Raw genomic sequence first — 20289 nt, 5'->3', positions numbered from 1 at the left:
AATCAGTAGAGGTGAATCAGTGTGAAGAAAACCATTTTACTTTTCATGGTGCTTTTATTATCTTTTGTCATCACAGCATGTTCAAACCCAAAGACCACTAGTGATGATCAGTCAGTATCTTCGAAAAAGATGACAAAAATTAAAGATGGGTATGCACCGCTCGAGCCTCAGCGTGGTATCTATTTTGGAATCGTTAGAGATGATATCACGAGGAAAAGTATTCACAGCTATGATGCAAAAATAGGCATTACCCCGGCTTCTTATGTGACTTTTGTTAAATTCCCAATGAGACAGCAGGATATTGATAAGTTAAATGCTTTAACCAAAGAAATTGCCCCAACAGGCGGTATTTTATTAATTACATTGGAACCTTTAGACGGACTTAAAGCTATAAGTAAGAAGGACGATCGTGACTTTGCTGCGCTCTGTGCGAAAATTGAAAAACACGGACTTGGTGTTATGGTGCGTTTTGCTCATGAAATGAATGGTTCTTGGTATCCTTGGAGTCAGCAACCAACCTTATACAAGGAAAAATTTCGTTCGCTGGCAAAATATATCCACGCCAAAACCCAAAATACAGCCATGCTTTGGGCACCAAACAGTGGCGGTGGTTACCCATTTTCCGGAGGACCTTACGAAGCAAAACGCGGCACTAATGATTTTTCAGTGCTCGATACGGACAAGAATGGTAAATTAACGATGCATGACGATATGTACACGCCCTATTATCCAGGGGATGATGCAGTTGATTGGGTCGGAATGTCCGTCTATCACTGGGGTAATAAATATCCGTGGCTCGAGAATGAATTGCCCGAGGCTAGAAGTTTTACCGATTATATCACCGGTAATTATAACGGCTTAGGTGGCTACATGAGTGCGGTACCCGATTTTTACGCTTTGTTTTGTAGTGACGGCACCCATAAAAAACCAATGGCGATCACTGAAACGGCTGCATTTTATAACACGAAGCAAAAAGGAGCAAGTGAACTTGCGATTAAGCGTGCTTGGTGGAATCAGGTTTTTAATACTTTCGGTGATACAAAACAAGCCTTGGACCTATCGGTTCACTTTCCTAAGATCAAGATGATCAATTGGTTTGATATCAAGAAAAAAGAGATGGAAGCCAAAGGAAATCGTGTTGATTGGAGAATAACGGGAAATAAAAAAATACAATCCGCTTTTGTTCATGACTTACATCTTAAAAATGGAAAGAATAAATACTTACTCTTTGCGAAAGAATTTCGCGCACAGCAAAAATAACAGAATTTGTAACGTCGTCCCTCATATCACGGATCACTATTCCGCATTATAGCTAAGTTTGTAACCGCCTGCGCTTTGCAGGCGGTTATTCGATTTTTTATTGCAGATGTGAAATTCTGATCTGAAAAGATATGAAATTTCTTAAAAGCCACCAAAAATGTGTTTTATTAGAAGCTGGCAGTGTTTTGAAAACGCTTTATTTCGGCGGTTAGTGTGCTATTTTACAAGCTAAGTGTTTTGTATTTTTGATTTAGTGACCAAAAGGTTGTCCATACTGAAATCCATTCCCGCTCCTTTTTCCCTTTGGACCAGGATTGCTACTGCCGGATACCAAACGATATGAAAACGACACACAAACTGGAACGAAAATTGCTACAAATCAAATGGATAGTCCGCACAGAGAAAACGTAAGCTGCCTGTTGACTGAAGTCTGGGCTATTCGAGCTTAGTACGAGATGGGCAAATCATTTTTTGATTGACGGATCATGTTGCATAAGCGGTGATGAAAATGAAAGCGCTTAAACCAAGGAGGAGTTAACGTGAGGAAAATAGTGAAGGTATGGATCGCGCTGCTTTTAATTCTTGGCATTACTTTGCCGGTTCTATCTACCAAGGCAAAGGCGGAAGATGCTTATTATCAAGAACCCTACCGTGATCAATACCATTACTCGGCACAACAAAATTGGCTGAATGATCCGAACGGATTGATCAAATATGACGGTGTTTATCATATGTTCTATCAGTATAATCCGTATGGCAATCAATGGGGCAACATGACCTGGGGGCATGCGACAAGTACGGATCTTGTTCACTGGAAGGAACAACCTGTAGCTATTCCGGAAAGTGATGACAATGCATGGGTCGATTTCTGGATGAAGACGAAGGATGACGCGAAACCCGTTCATTATATTGGGCGCCCGACGACAAACTGGGACGCTGGAAATCCAAACGGGAAGCGGTATATATTCAGCGGATCTGTCATTTTGGATAAAGATAATGTTGCGGGATTCGGCAAGAATACACTGATTGCTTACTATACAAGTACTTACCAGGTCGCTGTTAGAGATGATGATTATAGTAAAGATTCATGGGGTAATTATTTGGGTGTCCGAGAAGTACAGGAACAAAATATGGCTTATAGTACGGACGGAGGCAAAACCTTTACAAAATATAACCATCAAAATCCGGTGATCCCGGTGACTCAAGTGCCGACAAGCGATGCCGGCAACTTCCGTGATCCGAAAGTAGTTTATGACGAAGCAAACAAGCAGTGGGTGATGCCGCTTGTATCCGGACAGGAGGTCGATATCTTTACTTCAACTAACCTAAAGGATTGGACATATCAATCGGCGATCAAACGGGAACATGATGTTGGAAACGGAGTTTGGGAGTGTCCTGATTTGATCCCCATGAAGGTTAAGGGAACGAACCAAACGAAGTGGGTGTTATCGATCAGTGTTCAACAGGGTGCACCTGCCGGCGGTTCAGGCATGCAGTATTTTATCGGCAATTTTGATGGAAAGACGTTCATTCCTGAAACAAAGGATACAATGAAGAATCCACAATGGCTGGACTATGGTGAAGATTTCTATGCCGGAGTCACTTTTGGCAATACGCCTGGTCGCACGATTATGCTGGGATGGATGTCGAACTGGTCCTATGTTGGTGAACAAAAGACATCGCCATGGCATGGTGAAATGACTCTGCCTAGAGAACTTTCATTGGAAAAACAAGGAGACAGCTATGTACTGAAACAGCAGCCTGTTGGTGAAGTGGATGACACTCTTAGTCAGGGGACGATTTCTTTAGGTGACAGAAAAATAAACGCCACCTCAAAAATATATAAGACGTCTCAAATTAACAATTTCTCGGGCACACAGTATAAAGTGAGCGCTGATTTTTCATGGAAGGATAAAAAGAAACCGAATCGTTTCGGATTCAATCTCAGAGAATCGGAGGATGGTTCAAAGTATATTACGGTTGGCTATGATCCACGCAGTCAGTTGGTATATATCGATCGAACAACCGATGGAGAAAATATCAGCCGGTCAAATAGCAAAGTGAAATTAGAGGGAGATCCAACGAACGTGAAGCTAACCGTTTATGTGGATACGTCTTCAATCGAAGTGTTTGTAAACGATGGTGAAAAAGTCCTGACACAAGTTGTCTACCCAAATCCTGATCATCCGCTTGATTCGAAGAAGTTGTCTTTCTTTGCTAGCAATGGAAAAGTCGCGATCACTCATGCGATCGCTTCACATTTCAAAAGCATCTGGGAGAAATGATCCGTCAAAGTCTGATCTGAAGCAATACAACAAATGAGCAACCTTTGACACGCGTTAGATGGAACTATATCCGAAGGAAATAACGGGTTTAATCGGGTGGGGCAAAGAAGAAAAGAACGGTATGACAACGTCTTGGAGAGGCCGCTGAGCTTTAGAGCTGCTGGCCTCTTTTTGTTGTGAGGAAATAAAATAAAAACGTTTTCAGAAGAGGAGAGAACGGAATGAGTCACATGAATATGGTTAAACATATATCGATTATTTTAGCTGTGTTGCTGTTGTCCCTTACAATTTCTCATCCTGACCTCGCTGTTGCCAAACAAAATATCGATCCCAACACTTCCACTGCTGAACTCAATTATCGACCAACCTATCATTTTACCGTTCCTAGTGAATGGATGAATGATCCGCAGCGTCCGGTATATGTGAATGGACATTACAACTTTTACTATCTGTACAACGGAGATTATTCAAAAAATATCATTGGGACTTCTTATCACTTGGCTCAATCAAATGATCTTGTCTCGTTTCAAGATAAGGGGGATGCGATTCCAAAAGCGCTTGCTCCGGATGGAAAGAGTATCTGGAGCGGATCAACGGTTGTTGATGAAAGAAATACGGCTGGATTCGGAAAAAATGCGGTGGTCAGCATTGTGACCGCTCTAGATGCCACAAAACCGGACCGCCCACAGGCACAGTTTTTGTATTACTCTATCGATGGCGGGGAACATTTTAAGGCCTACGGCCAGCAGCCCGTTCTTGCCAATCCGGGGAAAACAGATTTCAGAGACCCGAAAGTTGTATGGGATCCTGAAAACAATCGATGGGTCATGGTGTTAGCAGAAGGTAATCAACTCGGATTCTATCAATCTAAGAATCTGGTTCACTGGGAGAAGACCGGAACATTTTCGAAAGATAATCTTGGTGTATTTGAATGCCCTGACCTTTTTCAAATGAAAGCGGATGATGGTTCAATTCATTGGATCCTTGGTACAGGTGCTAATGGTAAAAGCATCGGCGAGCCCAACACATATGCCTATTGGGTCGGCAATTTCGATGGCAAAACCTTTCGTCCGATAAATGAGAAGGAGCAATGGCTTGATCAAGGATGGGACTGGTACGCGGGCGTGACATGGGAAAATTACAGTAAAGATAATGATCCACTAACCAATCGCTATGCAATCGGATGGATGAATAACTGGGATTATGTCACGAACACAGTAACCTGGGAAAAAGAAGGATTCAATGGAACGGATTCTCTTGTTCGCGTGATCAATTTGAAAAAGGAAGGAACAGGTTATCATTTATACTCCGCGCCGAACCCTAATCTTGAAGCGTACACGAAAACAGAAAAAACGCTTCCTAATCAGTCGGTGAATGGAACAAAGGAAAAGACAAGAGTAATCGGTACGGGCGTTTCCTATGAGCTTTCATTTAACCTACAAACGAAAAATACGAATCATGCAGGGATCCGTTTCAGGCAATCGGCTGACGGAACACGTTTTGTTGAGCTTGGATTCGATGGTAAAGAGATTTATTTGGATCGATCTTCTACCCCTAATCCTGATCAGTATCTCAAGCGATTTGAACGCACAACCGTTCTAAATGATCAATGGGCGACCAAGAATGACCAACAGGTACATCATGTCCAGTTGTTCGTAGATAAAACAACAGTCGAAGTGTTTATCGATAATGGAAAGTATGTGATGAGTGATGTTATCAATTCAGAACTGAACGATGATTTAATCACTTTATTTTCTGATGCTTCCACTGTTAAATTAACAAATCTGAGACTGAGTACGTTTAATCAAATACAAGATTGAGGATAGAGGATTTTAACAATAAACAGAAGGTCTGTTTATGATCTACCTGGGATTTTCATGCTACAAAGTTGAGTGACGATGTACTAGAATAAAAGGTAAAGATTAATGAACAGTTGAATGACTAAATCACATGGACAAAGGGATGGCACGATGCAGCAAAAGAATTCACATGCGGCTTGCACGACAGTTCTTGTCGGCAAAGGTGCGACACTTGACGGCTCAACGATGATTGCGCGGAACGGGGACAGCTATGAAGTACTCGTTCCGAAAAGGGTAACGGTACATCCGCACCAAGTCTTGGAAAAAGATGAAGTCTATGTGTCGCCAGGCAATCGATTTACAATCACGCTTCCAAAAGAACGTTACCGATACACTGGGATTCCGGATCGAGAGGATCGCTATGTGACGTTCGAAGACGCGGGCATTAATGAAAAAAATGTCGGCATGAGTGCGACAGAAAGCATCTATGGTAATCCCCGTGTGTTGGGGTATGATCCGCTTGTCGAAAACGGTATTGCTGAAGATTGTATGGTGACAGTTGTGCTTCCGTACGTTACATCGGCACGTGATGGTGTGCGTAGGCTTGGTGAAATTGTCGAGACTTATGGTGCAGCAGAATCTAACGGTGTATTATTCTCAGATAAAGATGAAGTTTGGTACATGGAAATCGCTACGGGGCATCAATGGGTGGCGCAGCGTATTCCCGATGATTCCTATGCGGTCGTTGCAAATCAGACAGCGATTCAAGAAATCGATCCGGATGACAAAGATAATTTCATGTTGGCCTCACATTTGATAGAATTTATCGATAAGTACCACTTGAATACCGGCTTTGATACGATCAACTTCAGAAACATTTTCGGCACACAAACGCTCTTTGATCATCACTACAATACACCGCGTGTCTGGTACGGGCAGAAATACTTGAATCCGGAATGTGAGCAGGATCCGATGTCTAATGACCTGCCGTTTCTGCGTAAAGCAAATCGTAAAATTGGTGTGGAAGACATTGCCTATATTCTGGACTCGCATTACCAGGAGACACCCTATGATCCGCTTGGTAGCGGGAGTGAAGCAGAACGAACGACTTTCCGCGCCATTTCACTGAATCGGACACAGGACTCGCATATTTTGCAGATTCGTCCGAATGTTCCTGATGAACTCGCGGGTATTCAATGGGTATCGCTCGCCGGCACCTTCAGCCCTTATGTTCCGTTTTATACAAACATCACATCGGTGCCTGAAGCTTATGCGGTCACACCGATGAAATTATCACTTTCATCAGCCTATTGGCTCTATAAAACGATTCCTGTAATCGTCGAACCGCATTATACAGCGTTTTTGAAGCAGGTGCTCGATTACAAAGATCATTTGCATAGCCAATTTCTGGGTAAGATCGCACAGGCAGACAAAGAGGCGGAAAACGCGGACCAAGAAAAAATCACCGGTATTCTGACGGATGCCAGCAATCAGAATGCTGAGTTGGCACTGCGTAAGACGCGCGAACTTTTGCAGGAATTAACGACAGCGTCTATGTCGCTGTCGAAACTGACCTTTAGTATGGATAAGAACTTGTGAGCAATTGAAAAGATGAACTGTACCCCTAGTAAACTTCAGTGCGTTTACTAGGGTTTTATTCTGTATATGATCAGAGTGAGCTTAATGGCCGGGATAGAATTGCATGGACGATTTCCATAAAATGTGAGAAAATTAAAATAGCCTATTGGGTAATGATCCACGTGAAATACGGCCTCATAGCTTTAGCCTCGGTTCATGCGGCTTTTGATATCGCATCAATCTTTAAACAACTCTTAGCAATCTATAAACCTATTAATCGTTTTTTTCTACATATAAGGTAGATCACGAAAGGAAGGAGCTTGAAAATTACATATGCGTAAATTTATTACAGGTATGCTGGTCCTTGTGTTCGTGTTTGCCGCTTTTTTGCCAATTGAAAATCACGCGTATGCGCGTACTTTATACAGTGCTTATGTCAAATCGTATACGCTGAAGGTTCGAAGTCAGTCAAGCACGCATTACCGGACACTGCGCACATTAACTATGGGAAACAAAGTAAAGGTGACTGGAATAAGAGGTGCCTATTCCAAGATCAGCTATGGCAAAACCACGGGTTATGTACAGACGAGTAGTCTAAGCAGGCAAAAGTATAAAGCATATAATGCTTATGTGACGGTTTACACGTTAAAGGTCCGCAGCAATGCAAGTGTCCACTATGCGGTTAGACAAACACTGACCTTAGGTAACCAAGTTACGGTTGTAGGCAAAGGGAATAAGTACGCACTTATTAGTGCGGGCGGAACAAAAGGTTATGTGCAGAATAAGTACCTAACGACGACTCCTTTTTCTCCCTATACAGCTTACGTACTCTCGCCAACACTAAAAATTCGCGATCATGCTAGTACAAAATATCAGGTGCTGCGGACGATGCAAATCAGGGATCAGGTGACGGTTATCGGAAAAGGAAATAAGTATGCTCTGGTTCAGGTTGATGGGACGACCGGTTATGTTCAGGCGAATTATCTTGGCTCGACACCTCCTCCGGATCTTGGTTATGTGACGACCCAGTATCCGTACACACTTAGCGACGCGGTTAATAAGCAAATGAGCACGTCTCCACAGACGGATGCAAAGTACAGTCTGTTTGTTCCAAAAAGTAATCTTTTCTTTGATGGAAGCCAGTGGTTAACAACAGCTGATACGGGTGTTCGAGGCGGTGCCGATAATAATGCATGGGTAGTTACACAACTGGCGCAGGGGAAACCAGTTCAAGTGTTGCAGTTTGATAACAATGACTGGTACCAAGTGAAATTCAACACAGGATGGGTAAACGCGTCGCCTTCCGATGTGCAATATAATCTTGATCCTAATAACTTTCCGAACGGTACCGATGGAGCGTTTCAATTTTTGAATCTCTCGGCACCAACTGCCGTTAATGCGGACGAAGTGAATAATAAAATTTTAAATGGCAGAGGCATTTTGGCCGGTAAAGCGGCAGCCTTCATTCAAGCGGCAAATGAACAGCACATCAATGAGATTTATCTGATTGCGCATGCGCTGCTCGAAACAGGAAACGGATCGTCACCACTCGCAAATGGAATTCAGGTCTCAAGTATAAACGGACAGCCGGTTGAATCAAAAACTGTATACAATATGTTCGGCATAGGAGCTGTGGATTCCGATCCGAATACCAAAGGTGCTGAATTTGCCTATCAACAGGGCTGGTTCACACCGGAGGCTGCGATTATCGGCGGCGCCCAATTTATCGGAAGTAATTACATCAACAGTACTGTGTACCATCAGGACACACTCTATAAAATGCGTTGGAATCCGGCAAAGCTTGGTCCCGCGACGCACCAGTATGCCTCCGATATTGGCTGGGCGATCAAACAAGCAACCATTATCAAAGGTTTATATGGTCTCCTTTCCACTTACACATTAAAATTTGATGTGCCGAGATATAATTAAAGATTTGCAATAAGGTTGGTCTTGGTCTCTAAAGATAACTAACCTGACGCTGAGCGAGAACATTTGTTTTCTTGCTCAGCTTTTTTTCATGGATAAGAACATGTTCCTCGGCTCATGATAAGACAAGAGTACGTACATAATTTTTCCATGGGAGATGCGTTCAATGACCAATGATGAAATATTGACTGAACTTGGTTCAGAGGCGGTTCTTAATTACGAGCGGATTACAGCATTGTTTTATTTATTAATGGAAAAGGGGATCATCTCACAGAATGAATTTGATGAAAAATTTAAGAAGGTCCACGAACATTTTGATGACCATTTAAAAGGGATATTCGGTGATGAAATTGAGATTGGGTAACTAATCTAATCGCTTTGCTTCTTGTATTTCTGACTCCACGACAATGGTGTATGATGAGTTTAAGAGAAGGCTTGTTTGCCGGACTGGCCCATACATAATTGGAATGGAGTGATCACAAGATGAAAATTGCTGTTATTGGTGCAGGAGCGATGGGATTACGTTATGGTGTGTTGCTTCAGGAAGTGGGAAATGATGTTGATTTTGTTGAACCGTGGGAACCGAGTTATCGAGCGATCCGCAAACAAGGAGGGGTCTATGTCTCACGTGATCATCAGAATCAGCACCTAGTACCGGTTGATGTATACTTACCGTCGGAATATGATCAGAATCCGGAACTTGTGATTTTATTTACGAAGCAGATGCAGTCGGATGAAGCCATGCACGCCTGCAGCCATTTTATTGGCGAGCACACTTATGTATTGACCAATCAGAACGGAATCGGATCCGTTGATGTGATCAGGAAGTTTGTGCCTGATGAACGAATTATCGCCGGCATCGCTTTGATTGCTACTGTACTTGACGCACCGGGAAAAGTTGACTTCATGGGTGCTAAAGGCGCGGCACATACCCAGTTGGTCAATGTGACTGAAAAACCGGATGCCTTCACATTGAAGGTCGTTCAGGAATTTGAAAAAGCAGGAATGAATCCAACACTGCAGACCAATTACAAGGGCACTCTGTGGTCCAAGCTCCTGATGAACTCAGTCATTAATACACTGTGTACCTTGATGGACATCACAATGGGCGAGTATGTTGCTTATTCAGGAGCGCATGCACTAACGCGCCGTCTGATTGAAGAAGGATACGAAGCAGGACGGGCAGACGGCGTTCAGTTCATGCAGAGCCGTGAAGAAATGGCGAAAATCATTGAGCATGAGAGCTCAAAGGTCAATCCGCTTCATCGTCCGTCTATGTATCAGGATATGGTGAACGGCCGCCCGACCGAGGTGGACTATATTAACGGCTATATTGTCAAAGCTGCGAAGAAGCACGGATTAGAGGCGAAAAGTCACGAAATGCTTGTTGATCTGCTCCATTTAGCAGAACAGGTTCAGCAGTTGAAATCGACGGACGCGGCAGATTGATTCAAGAAAAATTTAAAAAACTGTATTAGATCTGAAAAAGATCGTTCATTTCTTTTTTTGTTGTACAGCATGCAAAAGTTCTAAATAAGCAGAGGAAACCGGATCAGTTCGGTTTCTCCTGCTTTATTTTTTCTATGCAACACGAGCATCTTGATCTTTAATGAAGTGACACAGTAAAATAAGTGGGTGACTGACGATAATTCTGCCAGCTATTTATTGTTGGCTAAATCAATGTGAGTAAGAGCGTTTAGATACATAAATCGACGAGAACGTACATATGGGGGAGAAGGGTTATTCATTCTTATTTTTATTGATGTCATTTTACCTGTTTTTTTCATTTTTATGTGTGGCTTTATTTTGCAGAAGATATTCAGGTTGGATATTAAACCGATTTCGACACTTGCCGTCTATCTATTATTACCTTTTCTAGTCTTTACTACTTTTTATTCCACACCTATGAATCTTAGTTTCTTTTATATTGTAATCACTTCGACGATTATCATGATCACTTTAATAGTGATTGGCGTGATTGTGTGCAAATGCCTTCACTACAGCAAAAGTGAGATGAATGCATTCCTGTTGTCCACGATTTTTCCGAATAGCGGCAACTATGGCGTTCCGATCATTCTCTTTGCTTTTGGAAAACAGGGTGTGGCCTTTGCAATGCCCCTGATGGTTTTTCACGCGATTCTGATGGGGTTTGTAGGGATCTATATTGCCGCAAATGGACAAGGCAGCACAAAAATGGCGATTAAAACCGTTCTCAGGCAGCCGATGAATTACGTGATCATTCCGGCAATGATCTTGCAGAAATTCCAGATCCATATTCCTGGGAACTTCTTGAAAAGCATTGAATTGGTCAGTGGAACATCCATTCCGATTATCATGATCATTTTGGGAATGCAGCTTGCCAATGTAAAGATCCGAAACATGAATTGGGGACGAATCAGTCTGGCGACGTTTATTCGCCTCATTATTTCCCCGGTCATCGCTTATTTTGTTTGTCTCTTGTTTCCTGTGGACCCTTTGTTGAGGAATGTCATCATTGTCATGGCGGCGATGCCGAGTGCCGCGAATACGACATTGTATGCGATTCAGTTCAATGCTAAACCCCAGTTTGTTTCCAGCTGCACCTTAATTACAACCGTGATCAGTGCGTTTTCGCTGGATGTTCTATTAAACTTTTTTTAGGTTGGGAAAGGCAAGCGAATCTATGATTTGTTATCGAGATGCTTACTAAAAATAATGTCTTGAATTATAAAATGAGCTTTATCCAAACAACATACCTCTTGCGGTCTTCATTCTCGAATCTTATAGGAGGGCTGGCAGATTTTATTTGTATCGTCTTTATTGATGACAATTTCAATGAGTTTTTGATAAGCTTGATTAAACAAAATTAGAAGGATATCTTGAACGTCTTTGTTTAATTTACGGGCAATCTCATAAGAATATATTGGTTGCTTTTCTTTTTTTAGCAAAGTGACGATATCCAGAATGAGTTCGTTCGATGGACGTAATTGGCGTGCCATAATCATCATCTCCTCTAAGTTTATTATCCCAAAGTAATGGATAAAATTTCCTGATGAAAAAGTAATGTAAGATATGTCTATTCTGTTAAATTTGATCAAATCAGAAGAATTGTCATGGGTCTTTTCGAATAGAAAGGCAATCTAAGGTCCTATGAGTTATCATTATTAGGTGACAAATAATGGAATAATGAGGTCAATGTACATGCTTAAAACGATTGTTTTTGATTTTGACGGAACACTGGCGGATTCCAAAGAAGCATTTCTCTCCGCCTATAATCAGATTGCTGAAAGGCATGGTTATCCAGCGATGACTTGGGCTTTGTTTGATGAGTTAAAGAAACTCTCCATTAAAGAGCGATGTTCGATGCTAGGCATTCCCTTACACAAAATTCCTTTTTTGATCGGTGAACTTTCAAAACAGTACAAACAATCACTGAAATACATTCAGATGATGGAAGGCGCTGTCGACATGCTGCGTGAACTCAGTGAATTGGGCTATGCGCTTGCGATCATTTCATCAAACGAAGAAAAAAATATACGCACATTTCTACAGATTCATGAGCTTAACTATTTCTCTACGATTTTGTGCTCGAAAAAGCTATTTGCCAAAGATCGGTTAATGCGTAAATATGTGAAGCACAACAATTTCGATGTATCAGAAGTGCTGTATGTGGGTGACGAAGAGCGGGATATTGTGGCGAGTAAGAAATGCGGCATTAAGGTTATCTGGGCAAAATGGGGATTTGACAGTATCGAAAATGTACGAAACGCGAAACCGGATTACATAGCTGAACGTCCGGAAGATGTCGTTCATATTGCTCAAGCGCTGGCCCATTAATCGCTATACATACGTTCAGCGTTAATGTTTGTGCATCTGCATAATCATTTTCGTTCGCAGTGGCCTTGTTTCTCATTCATGATGTTTTATGATAAGAATAATTCGAACCAAACATTCACAGACCGCTTTTGGAAAACTGAGCAAAGGTGCTCAACTCAAAGTAATAAAAAGAAATAATCATTTTTATAGGATGAGGCAAGCAAAAATAATAAATTAGGTAACAAGAGGGGTGGAGCATATGGAGCAATTTTTCTATAAGCAACCGGTTCCGATTGATTTCGGATATGGAAAATTGAGGCGGTTGCCTGAGATCATGAAACAAATGAATGTTAATCGCGGACTATTAATCAGCGCACCGTCAATGGTTCGTGCTGGGATCGCGCAGGAAGTAGTTGAGCAGTCGGAAGGACGGATTATAGGAATTTTCTCTGATATTCAACCCAATCCAACAGTTGCGAATACTGATGCCTGTGCAGCACTGCTTCGGGACAACGCATGCGAGTTCGCGATCGCGCTTGGCGGGGGCAGTGTCATGGATTGTGCGAAAGCAGCCTGTTTTGTTGCCGGAACGCCTTACAGCGCGTCAGTGTTTCTTTCTGGGGAACGGCAGATCGATAAGCCCGGCATTCCGCTGATCGCTGTGCCGACCACTTCTGGAACAGCGAGCGAAGTAACGACAGCGTCTGTTTTAACGGATACGGATCGAGATGTAAAAGCCTTGCTTGCCAGTGATTATTTATATCCGGTGTACGCGCTTGTTGATCCTGAACTGACAATGAGTTGTCCCGCGCAGGTGACGGCGGCGAGCGGTCTTGATGTGCTTGCTCATTCACTTGAGGCGTTCTATGGGAAAAAGCATCAGCCGTTAACCGATCTCGCCGCAGAACGGGCGGCATCTCTCGTCTTTCGTTATCTGCTGATTGCTTATCAGGAACCGGATAACAAAGAAGCACGATCAAAAATGAGTGAGGCATCTGTCACCGCGGGGTTGGCATTCAATCTGACACAAACCGCGGCTGCTCACGCATGCTCCTATCCGCTGACTCAGGACTATGGCATACCGCATGGCGAGGCGTGTGCTTTTACACTTCCATCCTTCTGGCGAATCAACAGCACAGAGGGACCGGAAGCTGAAAGACTGCAAGCGTTCAGTAAACGTCTTGGCTTTAATGATGCGTTCGCTCTTGCAGATCGCATTGATCAAATGAAAAGGGTGATGCAGCTCCGTTCCACATTGGAAGAAGCCGGCATCCACGCAGATGAGCTGGATCAATTGGTTAGCAAAAGCTTTGCACCGAATATGAACAATAATCCGGTTAAGATCACAGAAGAACGACTGAAAGCGATCTATCACGATCTATCAGCAGATGCAAAGCACTCAGAGTTGCAGAGTTAATTTCCTCCTTTAAAAATATAGGCAATGAAATAAGCCGAGCACATAGCTGCTCGGTTTATTGTCATTTTTTAGAGCTGGTTTATACACGGAACGTTAGCAAAACCAGTAATTTGATGGGTAAAAACAAACCAGACCACGAATAAAAAGGTCTGGTTTATTTTCTATATAGAGCAGAAAGATTCTATGCTCATTAATTCGAAAAGTATTTTTTGATTGTTGCCTGAAGTTCGGTTTTATCAAGAATGACTTGACTGTTGTTTGCTTTCAGCAGGTCATCGTACATTGTGGCGCTGCGGCCTTTAACTTGCCGGTATTTAATCTGTTGTTCCGGATGGAAGTCACCTTTGACGCCTAAGCCCATGCTGACCATATCTTCAGTGGACATATTTGTCGCGACCAAGAATTTTGAAAGTGAACGGGACAATGCCGGCAAGCGAGTGACATTTGAAGGCTGCATCATTTTCTTGGCGATACCGATCAGCGCAGCTTGCTGCAGTTGCTGACGGCCATAGTCCGTACCCGGAAGCGAGTAGCGTTCATGGGTAAGCTCGGCAACCATTTCGCCGTTCAAGTTATGGACACCAGGAGCAAATGTTTTGCCATTATTCCTCTGATACCAAGCATGAGTTAACGTGACTTTGAACGGAAGGTTCATCTGAATACCACCGATGGCATCAACCATATATTGAAGGCCCCAATAGTTGGTTTCTGCATAGTAATGAATCGGCACTCCAGTGAGGTTGGACACTGCGGTAACCGCGTCAACAATTCCTTGTTTTGTACCGTGTTTCACTTGTGAAATGTACTGAACACTTGTGAGTTTTGTGTAGCCGTAGCCTTGCATATACACACGCGTATCACGCGGAATGCTTAGCATGTTATACGTATGATTATTCATATCGGCGTGAATCAGGACCATAGAGTCCGTGTGGCTTACCGTATTGCCTTTTCGTGCATCCGAGCCGATCAGCAGGACATTGAATACGCCGGCCTTCTCTTTGTAATTTTTCAAATTAGTGTTATTTGCTGCTGAACCAATCGTTTTCAAATTACTGAAGTGATTTTCTGGCTTGAGCCGATGATATTCATAAAAACCGAAAGCAGTTCCGGCGACAAGCAGAAAGGCGAGCGTTAACAGAACATATCGAAGGACTCTATGCCGTTTTCTCGATTTTCTGAAATCACTTCTTGAATTAGAGGATTCATTTTTCTTAACCATTTTTTTCTCCTTTTAGCTGGCAGAATGACTTTATATGACGCGAGCATTCCCTGTTCACGCATATCAATTCACTTGGAAGCTGGTTATGGTGCGCAGGGCGTCGTTCAGATCGTCCATTATTTTCGATTCCATTCAACTAGTATAGCAAAAATTCGACTTTATTTTCATTATATGATGGATAAAAGTCCCACTTTTTTGCGGATTTGCTTTCACGCACAAGCAGAATCTGTACAAAAAGGTGGATTAAGGGAATGGATTGCCGACCAAAGTGAACCGTCCTGCCTGAACCTAGCTAATTATTCGTAGGAACATAAGGATCATATAGGTGTCATATAGTGTTTAGAAGATTTTTTTTGAAATTATTTCGAACGCCAGTATTTTCTCCAATCTGGAGCCGCAATTTGGAGGTGATGTCCATGGAATTGATTCAGCCATCAGAGGCGCTTGAACTTGTTCACGCGAATGGGAATTGGTTGCTGGACCGTGAGTCCGGGTTTTCACCGGTCCAGCTTGTTGCAGCCTCGGCGGCATCGTGCAGCACCTATGTATTTGAAAAACTACTCGATGATCGTGGCATACCGTACGAAATGAAAAAAGTTCTTTTCGAGTATCAATTAGATGTGTACTATCCTAATCCTGTGTCACAAATTGATGTGCGCTTTTATTTGAAAACAAGAGATCGTGATTGCGAAGAGATTAAACAGGTTTTTTTTCAGATTGCGGAAAATTGCCCTGTGATTCAGTCTCTTCATCCGCGCATCAAAACCAATGCGTTTATTGTTTTTATCTGAAGAATCCGGAAGAAAGTCAATTTTAATGGAGAATGCATTCGCTCACAAGAAATGAGCGTATTTTTTTTGAATAAAAAGTGCGGGGTTGGGAGCACCATTCCAATAAGTTAAAATAATAAGGAAACAGTGACATAGAAAAAAGTATGAAAGGCTGGTAAAACATGCGCCCAGATTATCAGGATTATATGCACTATCTGACGGTAACCGCAGCTTATTCACCGAAGCGGATTCCAGGGAAGACACAGTTGACATTTCTTACAAAAATTACTGGCCTCCCACAGCTATGGACATTGAATGAACGAAGGCAGCCTGTTCCCTATGTGGAAACAATTGACCGCGTCCTTTACTATGCACACTCTCCGCTTGGAGACCGGACTGTGATCGGCATGGATCACAAAGGAAATGAAAAACAGCAAATCTACTTGTACCATGCAGGGGACGCCGAGGCTAAACCGCTGGCGGTTTCTCCGGATTCCTTTCATTATATAGGCGGCTGGTCGCCGGATGGAAGATCGATCTGTTTCAGTAGCAATCGACGCCATCCGGGCAGCTTTGATCTTTTTATGCTCCACACAGACACTGGAACATTACAAACGATTTACAATTCAGATCAATTTTGCGTACCAGTTAGCTGGTATGACGAGAACCAAATACTAATCCGTATTGATGAGACCAACCTGAATGTCGCTTTTTATTTACTCAATATCAACACAAAAGAAAAAAGGCGAATTGGAAACGTATCCGCTCGCTATCAATCAGTGATTTTCCATCCCGATCATAACGTTGGCTATGTACTTACTGATGCTGGAGCAGATAATCTGCGCCTTTGCAGATTTGATGCTTCGCATCCGGAACAGTTGCAAACGATATACAACTGGGGCAAATGGGATCTTGAAAAAATCACATGCTCTCCTGACGGGAAGCAGATTGCATTTACAGTTAATGAGGATGGGCGGTCACTGCTTGGTTTACACGATTTGAGTACGGCTAAAAGTCGGCTCGTCACTGGCATGCCTGAAGGTATTATTGATTCATTGGCATGGCTGGATCAAGAGGCACTGATTCTCGGATTAAAAAGTGCCACTATTGCTGGTGACATTTGGAGATATGACCTATCTGACCGAAAAGCGACAAGGCTGACTTCGATCAGTCAGTCTTCAACCATCGGCTCATTTTTAATCGAACCCGAACTTAATCATTATCAATCATTTGATCACCTGCCCATCCCCTATTTTTACTATGAACAGCAGCCATCTGCACAAAAGCCGGCAGTCATCTATGTGCATGGCGGTCCGGAAAGTCAATATAAGCCGGATTACCATCCAATGATTCAATACTTGGCGAAACAAGGATTCGCGGTCGCAGCGCCAAATGTTCGAGGAAGCAATGGTTACGGACGCGCGTATTTAGAATTAGACGATCAGCGGAAGCGAATGGATTCTGTTAGAGATCTGGCCTGGCTGGTAAAGGATTTAATCAAAAATCATCAAGTGGATCCAAAACGTATCGGCATTATCGGCCGCAGCTATGGGGGATTTATGGTGATGTCGGCGATCACGGAGTATCCCGAATTATGGGCAGCAGCGGTCGATGTTGTCGGGATCACGCATTTCACATCTATGCTCTCACAGACAGGCGAATGGCGACGGGCACAACGCTCCTGCGAATATGGTCATCTGGAATCGGACCAAGATTTTTTTGAAGAGGTTGCGCCGATTAATCATGTTACCAAGATAAAATCACCACTCCTCATTTTTCATGGCCTGAATGATTCACGGGTTCCCGTAAGTGAATCCATAAATTTGGAAAAAGAAATGAAGAAGTATGGAAAGAGTGTGCAGTTAACCTTGTTTGAGGATGAAGGTCACCAAACTGAGAAGTTGAATAATCATATTACAATGCGCGGAGAGGCGATTCGTTTCTTTATGGAACAGTTGAAGTAACTATGCTTTGCTGGAAATATTAAATAGTGAATGTTAAATAGATCACAGTTTGTTTTTGCAATTTGCTTACAATTTTCTATTTTTTTCCGATATAAAAAATAACAGAGAAAAGAAGGGATTTGTGTAGAAAAATGTCAGAAAAGAAGGCTTCTTATCGGATTAATTTTTTTAAACTAACTTTAAAGAGATCGTTGATTATCGCTGCTGTGCTTTTCACACTTCTTCCGGCGGCTATTGTTGGCGTGTCTTCATTTTTTAACGCAAAACAAGCGGTCACTGATCAGATGGAAAATAGTGCGAAAACGAGCGTGACATTACTCAACCAAAACATAACACAGGTTATTGCAAAAGAAAAAACACGATTGGACTATTTGGCTAGCCATATATCGGCTGAAAATATGACTAACGGTGAAAATCGCGAGATCTTAAATACATTGTTATCCCAGCAGCAATCGGATGATGGGTTGGCACAGGTTTATGTGGGAAACAAGAAGGGGTATTATGTGTATACGCCGCAATCGTTGATTAAACCGGCGGGTTACAACCCTTCTAAGCGGCCGTGGTTTAAAGCAGCAATGGCAAATCGCGATCATATTGTTGTGAATGAGCCCTATAGTTCAGAGTTAGTTAAGGACTATGTGGTATCCATTTCAGAAACGACAACTGATGGGCAAGGTGTTGTCGGTATGGATTTGAAATTGGATGACATTCAATCCATTTCGAACGGTGTTAAAGTCGGTGAAAAAGGGTATTCCTTTATTCTGAGTAGAGACGGTTACATTGTTGCCCATCCAAAGCTGAAGCCAGGTACCATGGTGCCTGATGCGAAGCTTTTTAAAGTTACGAGAAAAAGTGGACAAGGTGCCTTTGACACCGTTTATAAAGGGGATGCGAAGCGGGATATTTATATGACAAATAAAGATACCGGCTGGATCATCATCGGTTCCCTGATGAAAGATGAAGTTTCTTCAAACACGAACAGCATCCTGTTTCGCTCCCTTTTAGTTGGTGGGATTACCGCTTTAATTGCCGTCATCGTTTCACTATTTGCAGTGGTACTGATTGTCCGTCCAATAAAGAATCTGATTAGTGTAGCTAGAAAAGTTGCGGAGAAAAATTTAACGGAATACGCCCATACAGATGGATTTGAAGAGTTCAAGCATTTGGGACAAGGGTTTAATCAAATGATCGATTCATTAAGTGAAGTGCTCAATCAGGTTGATGATAAAGCCACGGCTCTTGCATCTTCATCCGAGGAATTGACAGCTTCAACTGAGGAAAATAAGGCAACATCCGATGAAGTGGCGCATTCTATTCAAGAAATTGCGTCAGGTGCGCAAGATCAAAATCAGAAGGTTGATGCTTCTAAGAAGAATGTTGACGCCATTTACCAAGAAATTGAGAACATCTCAACAAAGGCTTCAACCTTGCATGATAAATCCATTGCAGCAACAGGCACAGTTAATAGCGGCAAGCAATCGCTCACCCAGGTTGCTGAACAGATTAAAATCATCCGTTCGACAAATAATAACGTCATGACTGCGCTTAATGATTTAATTGAGAAGATGAAATTGATTGATTACACCAACAATCTGATCAACGACATTGCTTCTCAGACGCACCTTTTGTCTCTGAACGCTGCTATTGAGGCTGCTCGAGCCGGCGAACATGGCAAAGGATTTAGTGTTGTTGCAGAAGAGATACAGAAATTGGCGAATCAGTCCTCTGAGTCTACGAAAAAAATTTCTGAAGTGGAACAATCGATCTCAGAAAAAGTCCAGGAACTTGTTCAATCGATGCAAAGCGGAGCAGAGCAGGTGGAAAAAGGCATTGCGGTTGCAGATGAAGCGACACAGTCCTTTAATAACATCGAAGATACCGTCGCTTCTGTCTCAAATGCTACCGATGACGTGACACGTTCTGTAGAGGCGATATCCGGAGAGACTGGAGAAATCGTGAAACGAATTGCCGACATTGCCCAACTTTCTGAGGATGCGAGTGGACTGACGGAAAATGTTTCTGCTGCAGCAGAAGAGCAATCGGCATCTATGGAAGAGATCGCAAATAACGCGACGAATCTCTCAACACTGGCAGATGAGCTCCGACAGATTGTAGCACGTTTTTCACTCAACAAAAAATAATCAGTACAGGATCGGAACACGCAGTCTCTTTTATTAGGGACTGCTTTTTTTCTTTCATACTTTTCCATGTAGATAAATGACGATTTCCGGGGAAATAAAGATGTTTTGGATTTATGAAATAGACACCCAGTTAAT

General features: G+C 42.6%; 15 protein-coding genes. 13 read left to right on the top strand and 2 right to left on the bottom strand.

What is annotated here, in order from left to right:
• Positions 1-21: 21 nt before the first annotated feature.
• From P343_RS0119080 to P343_RS32540, 8 genes are all read left to right on the top strand, one after another.
• Positions 22-1260 (top strand): glycosyl hydrolase, encoded by a 1239-nt coding sequence (locus P343_RS0119080; protein WP_023511086.1) that lies wholly within the window; start codon positions 22-24, stop codon positions 1258-1260.
• 539 nt (positions 1261-1799) lie between these two features.
• Positions 1800-3545 (top strand): glycoside hydrolase family 32 protein, encoded by a 1746-nt coding sequence (locus P343_RS32565; protein WP_051384780.1) that lies wholly within the window; start codon positions 1800-1802, stop codon positions 3543-3545.
• A 221-nt stretch (positions 3546-3766) separates the two neighbouring features.
• Positions 3767-5365 carry a glycoside hydrolase family 32 protein gene (locus tag P343_RS0119070; protein WP_031264150.1) on the top strand — a complete coding sequence of 533 codons (1599 nt, stop codon included), beginning with the start codon at positions 3767-3769 and terminating at the stop codon, positions 5363-5365.
• 150 nt (positions 5366-5515) lie between these two features.
• Positions 5516-6943, top strand: a complete 1428-nt coding sequence (locus P343_RS32560) for a C69 family dipeptidase (protein WP_023511085.1) — start codon at positions 5516-5518, stop codon at positions 6941-6943.
• Positions 6944-7255: 312 nt separating this feature from the next.
• The gene (locus P343_RS36465; RefSeq protein ID WP_023511084.1) at positions 7256-8851 is read left to right on the top strand and encodes an SH3 domain-containing protein; all 1596 of its coding nucleotides are present in this window, start codon (positions 7256-7258) and stop codon (positions 8849-8851) included.
• A 163-nt stretch (positions 8852-9014) separates the two neighbouring features.
• Positions 9015-9212: a hypothetical protein gene (locus tag P343_RS32550; protein WP_023511083.1), complete on the top strand. Its 198-nt coding sequence runs from the start codon at positions 9015-9017 to the stop codon at positions 9210-9212.
• A gap of 119 nt (positions 9213-9331) precedes the next feature.
• Positions 9332-10297, top strand: coding sequence for a ketopantoate reductase family protein (locus P343_RS32545; RefSeq protein ID WP_023511082.1), 966 nt, complete (start codon positions 9332-9334; stop codon positions 10295-10297).
• Positions 10298-10552: 255 nt separating this feature from the next.
• Entirely contained in the window at positions 10553-11488 is a 936-nt protein-coding gene (locus P343_RS32540; protein ID WP_317134713.1) for an AEC family transporter, read from the top strand.
• A 107-nt stretch (positions 11489-11595) separates the two neighbouring features.
• On the opposite strand, the gene P343_RS32535 is transcribed toward P343_RS32540, so the two are convergent.
• On the bottom strand, positions 11596-11826 hold the full coding sequence (locus P343_RS32535) for a hypothetical protein (protein WP_023511080.1): 231 nt from the start codon (positions 11824-11826) through the stop codon (positions 11596-11598).
• Between the two features lie 202 nt (positions 11827-12028).
• On the opposite strand from P343_RS32535, the gene P343_RS32530 reads away from it, so the two are divergent.
• Complete coding sequence (locus P343_RS32530) at positions 12029-12664, top strand: HAD-IA family hydrolase (protein ID WP_023511079.1); 636 nt, start codon at positions 12029-12031, stop codon at positions 12662-12664.
• 238 nt (positions 12665-12902) lie between these two features.
• The gene (locus P343_RS32525) at positions 12903-14060 is read left to right on the top strand and encodes an iron-containing alcohol dehydrogenase family protein (protein ID WP_023511078.1); all 1158 of its coding nucleotides are present in this window, start codon (positions 12903-12905) and stop codon (positions 14058-14060) included.
• Positions 14061-14250: 190 nt separating this feature from the next.
• On the opposite strand, the gene P343_RS32520 is transcribed toward P343_RS32525, so the two are convergent.
• On the bottom strand, positions 14251-15279 hold the full coding sequence (locus P343_RS32520) for an LCP family protein (protein WP_023511077.1): 1029 nt from the start codon (positions 15277-15279) through the stop codon (positions 14251-14253).
• A gap of 416 nt (positions 15280-15695) precedes the next feature.
• On the opposite strand from P343_RS32520, the gene P343_RS32515 reads away from it, so the two are divergent.
• The 3 genes from P343_RS32515 to P343_RS32505 all read left to right on the top strand — a co-directional run bounded on the left by P343_RS32515 (position 15696) and on the right by P343_RS32505 (position 20154).
• Positions 15696-16070: an OsmC family protein gene (locus P343_RS32515; RefSeq protein WP_023511076.1), complete on the top strand. Its 375-nt coding sequence runs from the start codon at positions 15696-15698 to the stop codon at positions 16068-16070.
• A 161-nt stretch (positions 16071-16231) separates the two neighbouring features.
• On the top strand, positions 16232-18013 hold the full coding sequence (locus P343_RS32510) for a S9 family peptidase (RefSeq protein WP_023511075.1): 1782 nt from the start codon (positions 16232-16234) through the stop codon (positions 18011-18013).
• Between the two features lie 131 nt (positions 18014-18144).
• Positions 18145-20154, top strand: coding sequence for a methyl-accepting chemotaxis protein (locus tag P343_RS32505; protein WP_023511074.1), 2010 nt, complete (start codon positions 18145-18147; stop codon positions 20152-20154).
• Positions 20155-20289 lie beyond the last annotated feature (135 nt).

It is taken from the genome of Sporolactobacillus laevolacticus DSM 442 (assembly GCF_000497245.1).
In the GTDB taxonomy this organism is placed as follows: domain Bacteria; phylum Bacillota; class Bacilli; order Bacillales; family Sporolactobacillaceae; genus Sporolactobacillus; species Sporolactobacillus laevolacticus.
The sequence above is the reverse complement of the archived record's forward strand: the minus strand, read 5'-3'. Positions and strand labels throughout refer to the sequence as shown.

Coding starts and splice junctions, on each gene's coding strand:
- P343_RS0119070 (WP_031264150.1), top strand. CDS start 3,767: ATGAGTCACATGAATATGGTTAAACATATATCGATTATTTTAGCTGTG.
- P343_RS32560 (WP_023511085.1), top strand. CDS start 5,516: ATGCAGCAAAAGAATTCACATGCGGCTTGCACGACAGTTCTTGTCGGC.
- P343_RS36465 (WP_023511084.1), top strand. CDS start 7,256: ATGCGTAAATTTATTACAGGTATGCTGGTCCTTGTGTTCGTGTTTGCC.
- P343_RS32550 (WP_023511083.1), top strand. CDS start 9,015: ATGACCAATGATGAAATATTGACTGAACTTGGTTCAGAGGCGGTTCTT.
- P343_RS32545 (WP_023511082.1), top strand. CDS start 9,332: ATGAAAATTGCTGTTATTGGTGCAGGAGCGATGGGATTACGTTATGGT.
- P343_RS32535 (WP_023511080.1), bottom strand. CDS start 11,826: ATGGCACGCCAATTACGTCCATCGAACGAACTCATTCTGGATATCGTC.
- P343_RS32530 (WP_023511079.1), top strand. CDS start 12,029: ATGCTTAAAACGATTGTTTTTGATTTTGACGGAACACTGGCGGATTCC.
- P343_RS32525 (WP_023511078.1), top strand. CDS start 12,903: ATGGAGCAATTTTTCTATAAGCAACCGGTTCCGATTGATTTCGGATAT.
- P343_RS32520 (WP_023511077.1), bottom strand. CDS start 15,279: ATGGTTAAGAAAAATGAATCCTCTAATTCAAGAAGTGATTTCAGAAAA.
- P343_RS32515 (WP_023511076.1), top strand. CDS start 15,696: ATGGAATTGATTCAGCCATCAGAGGCGCTTGAACTTGTTCACGCGAAT.
- P343_RS32510 (WP_023511075.1), top strand. CDS start 16,232: ATGCGCCCAGATTATCAGGATTATATGCACTATCTGACGGTAACCGCA.
- P343_RS32505 (WP_023511074.1), top strand. CDS start 18,145: ATGTCAGAAAAGAAGGCTTCTTATCGGATTAATTTTTTTAAACTAACT.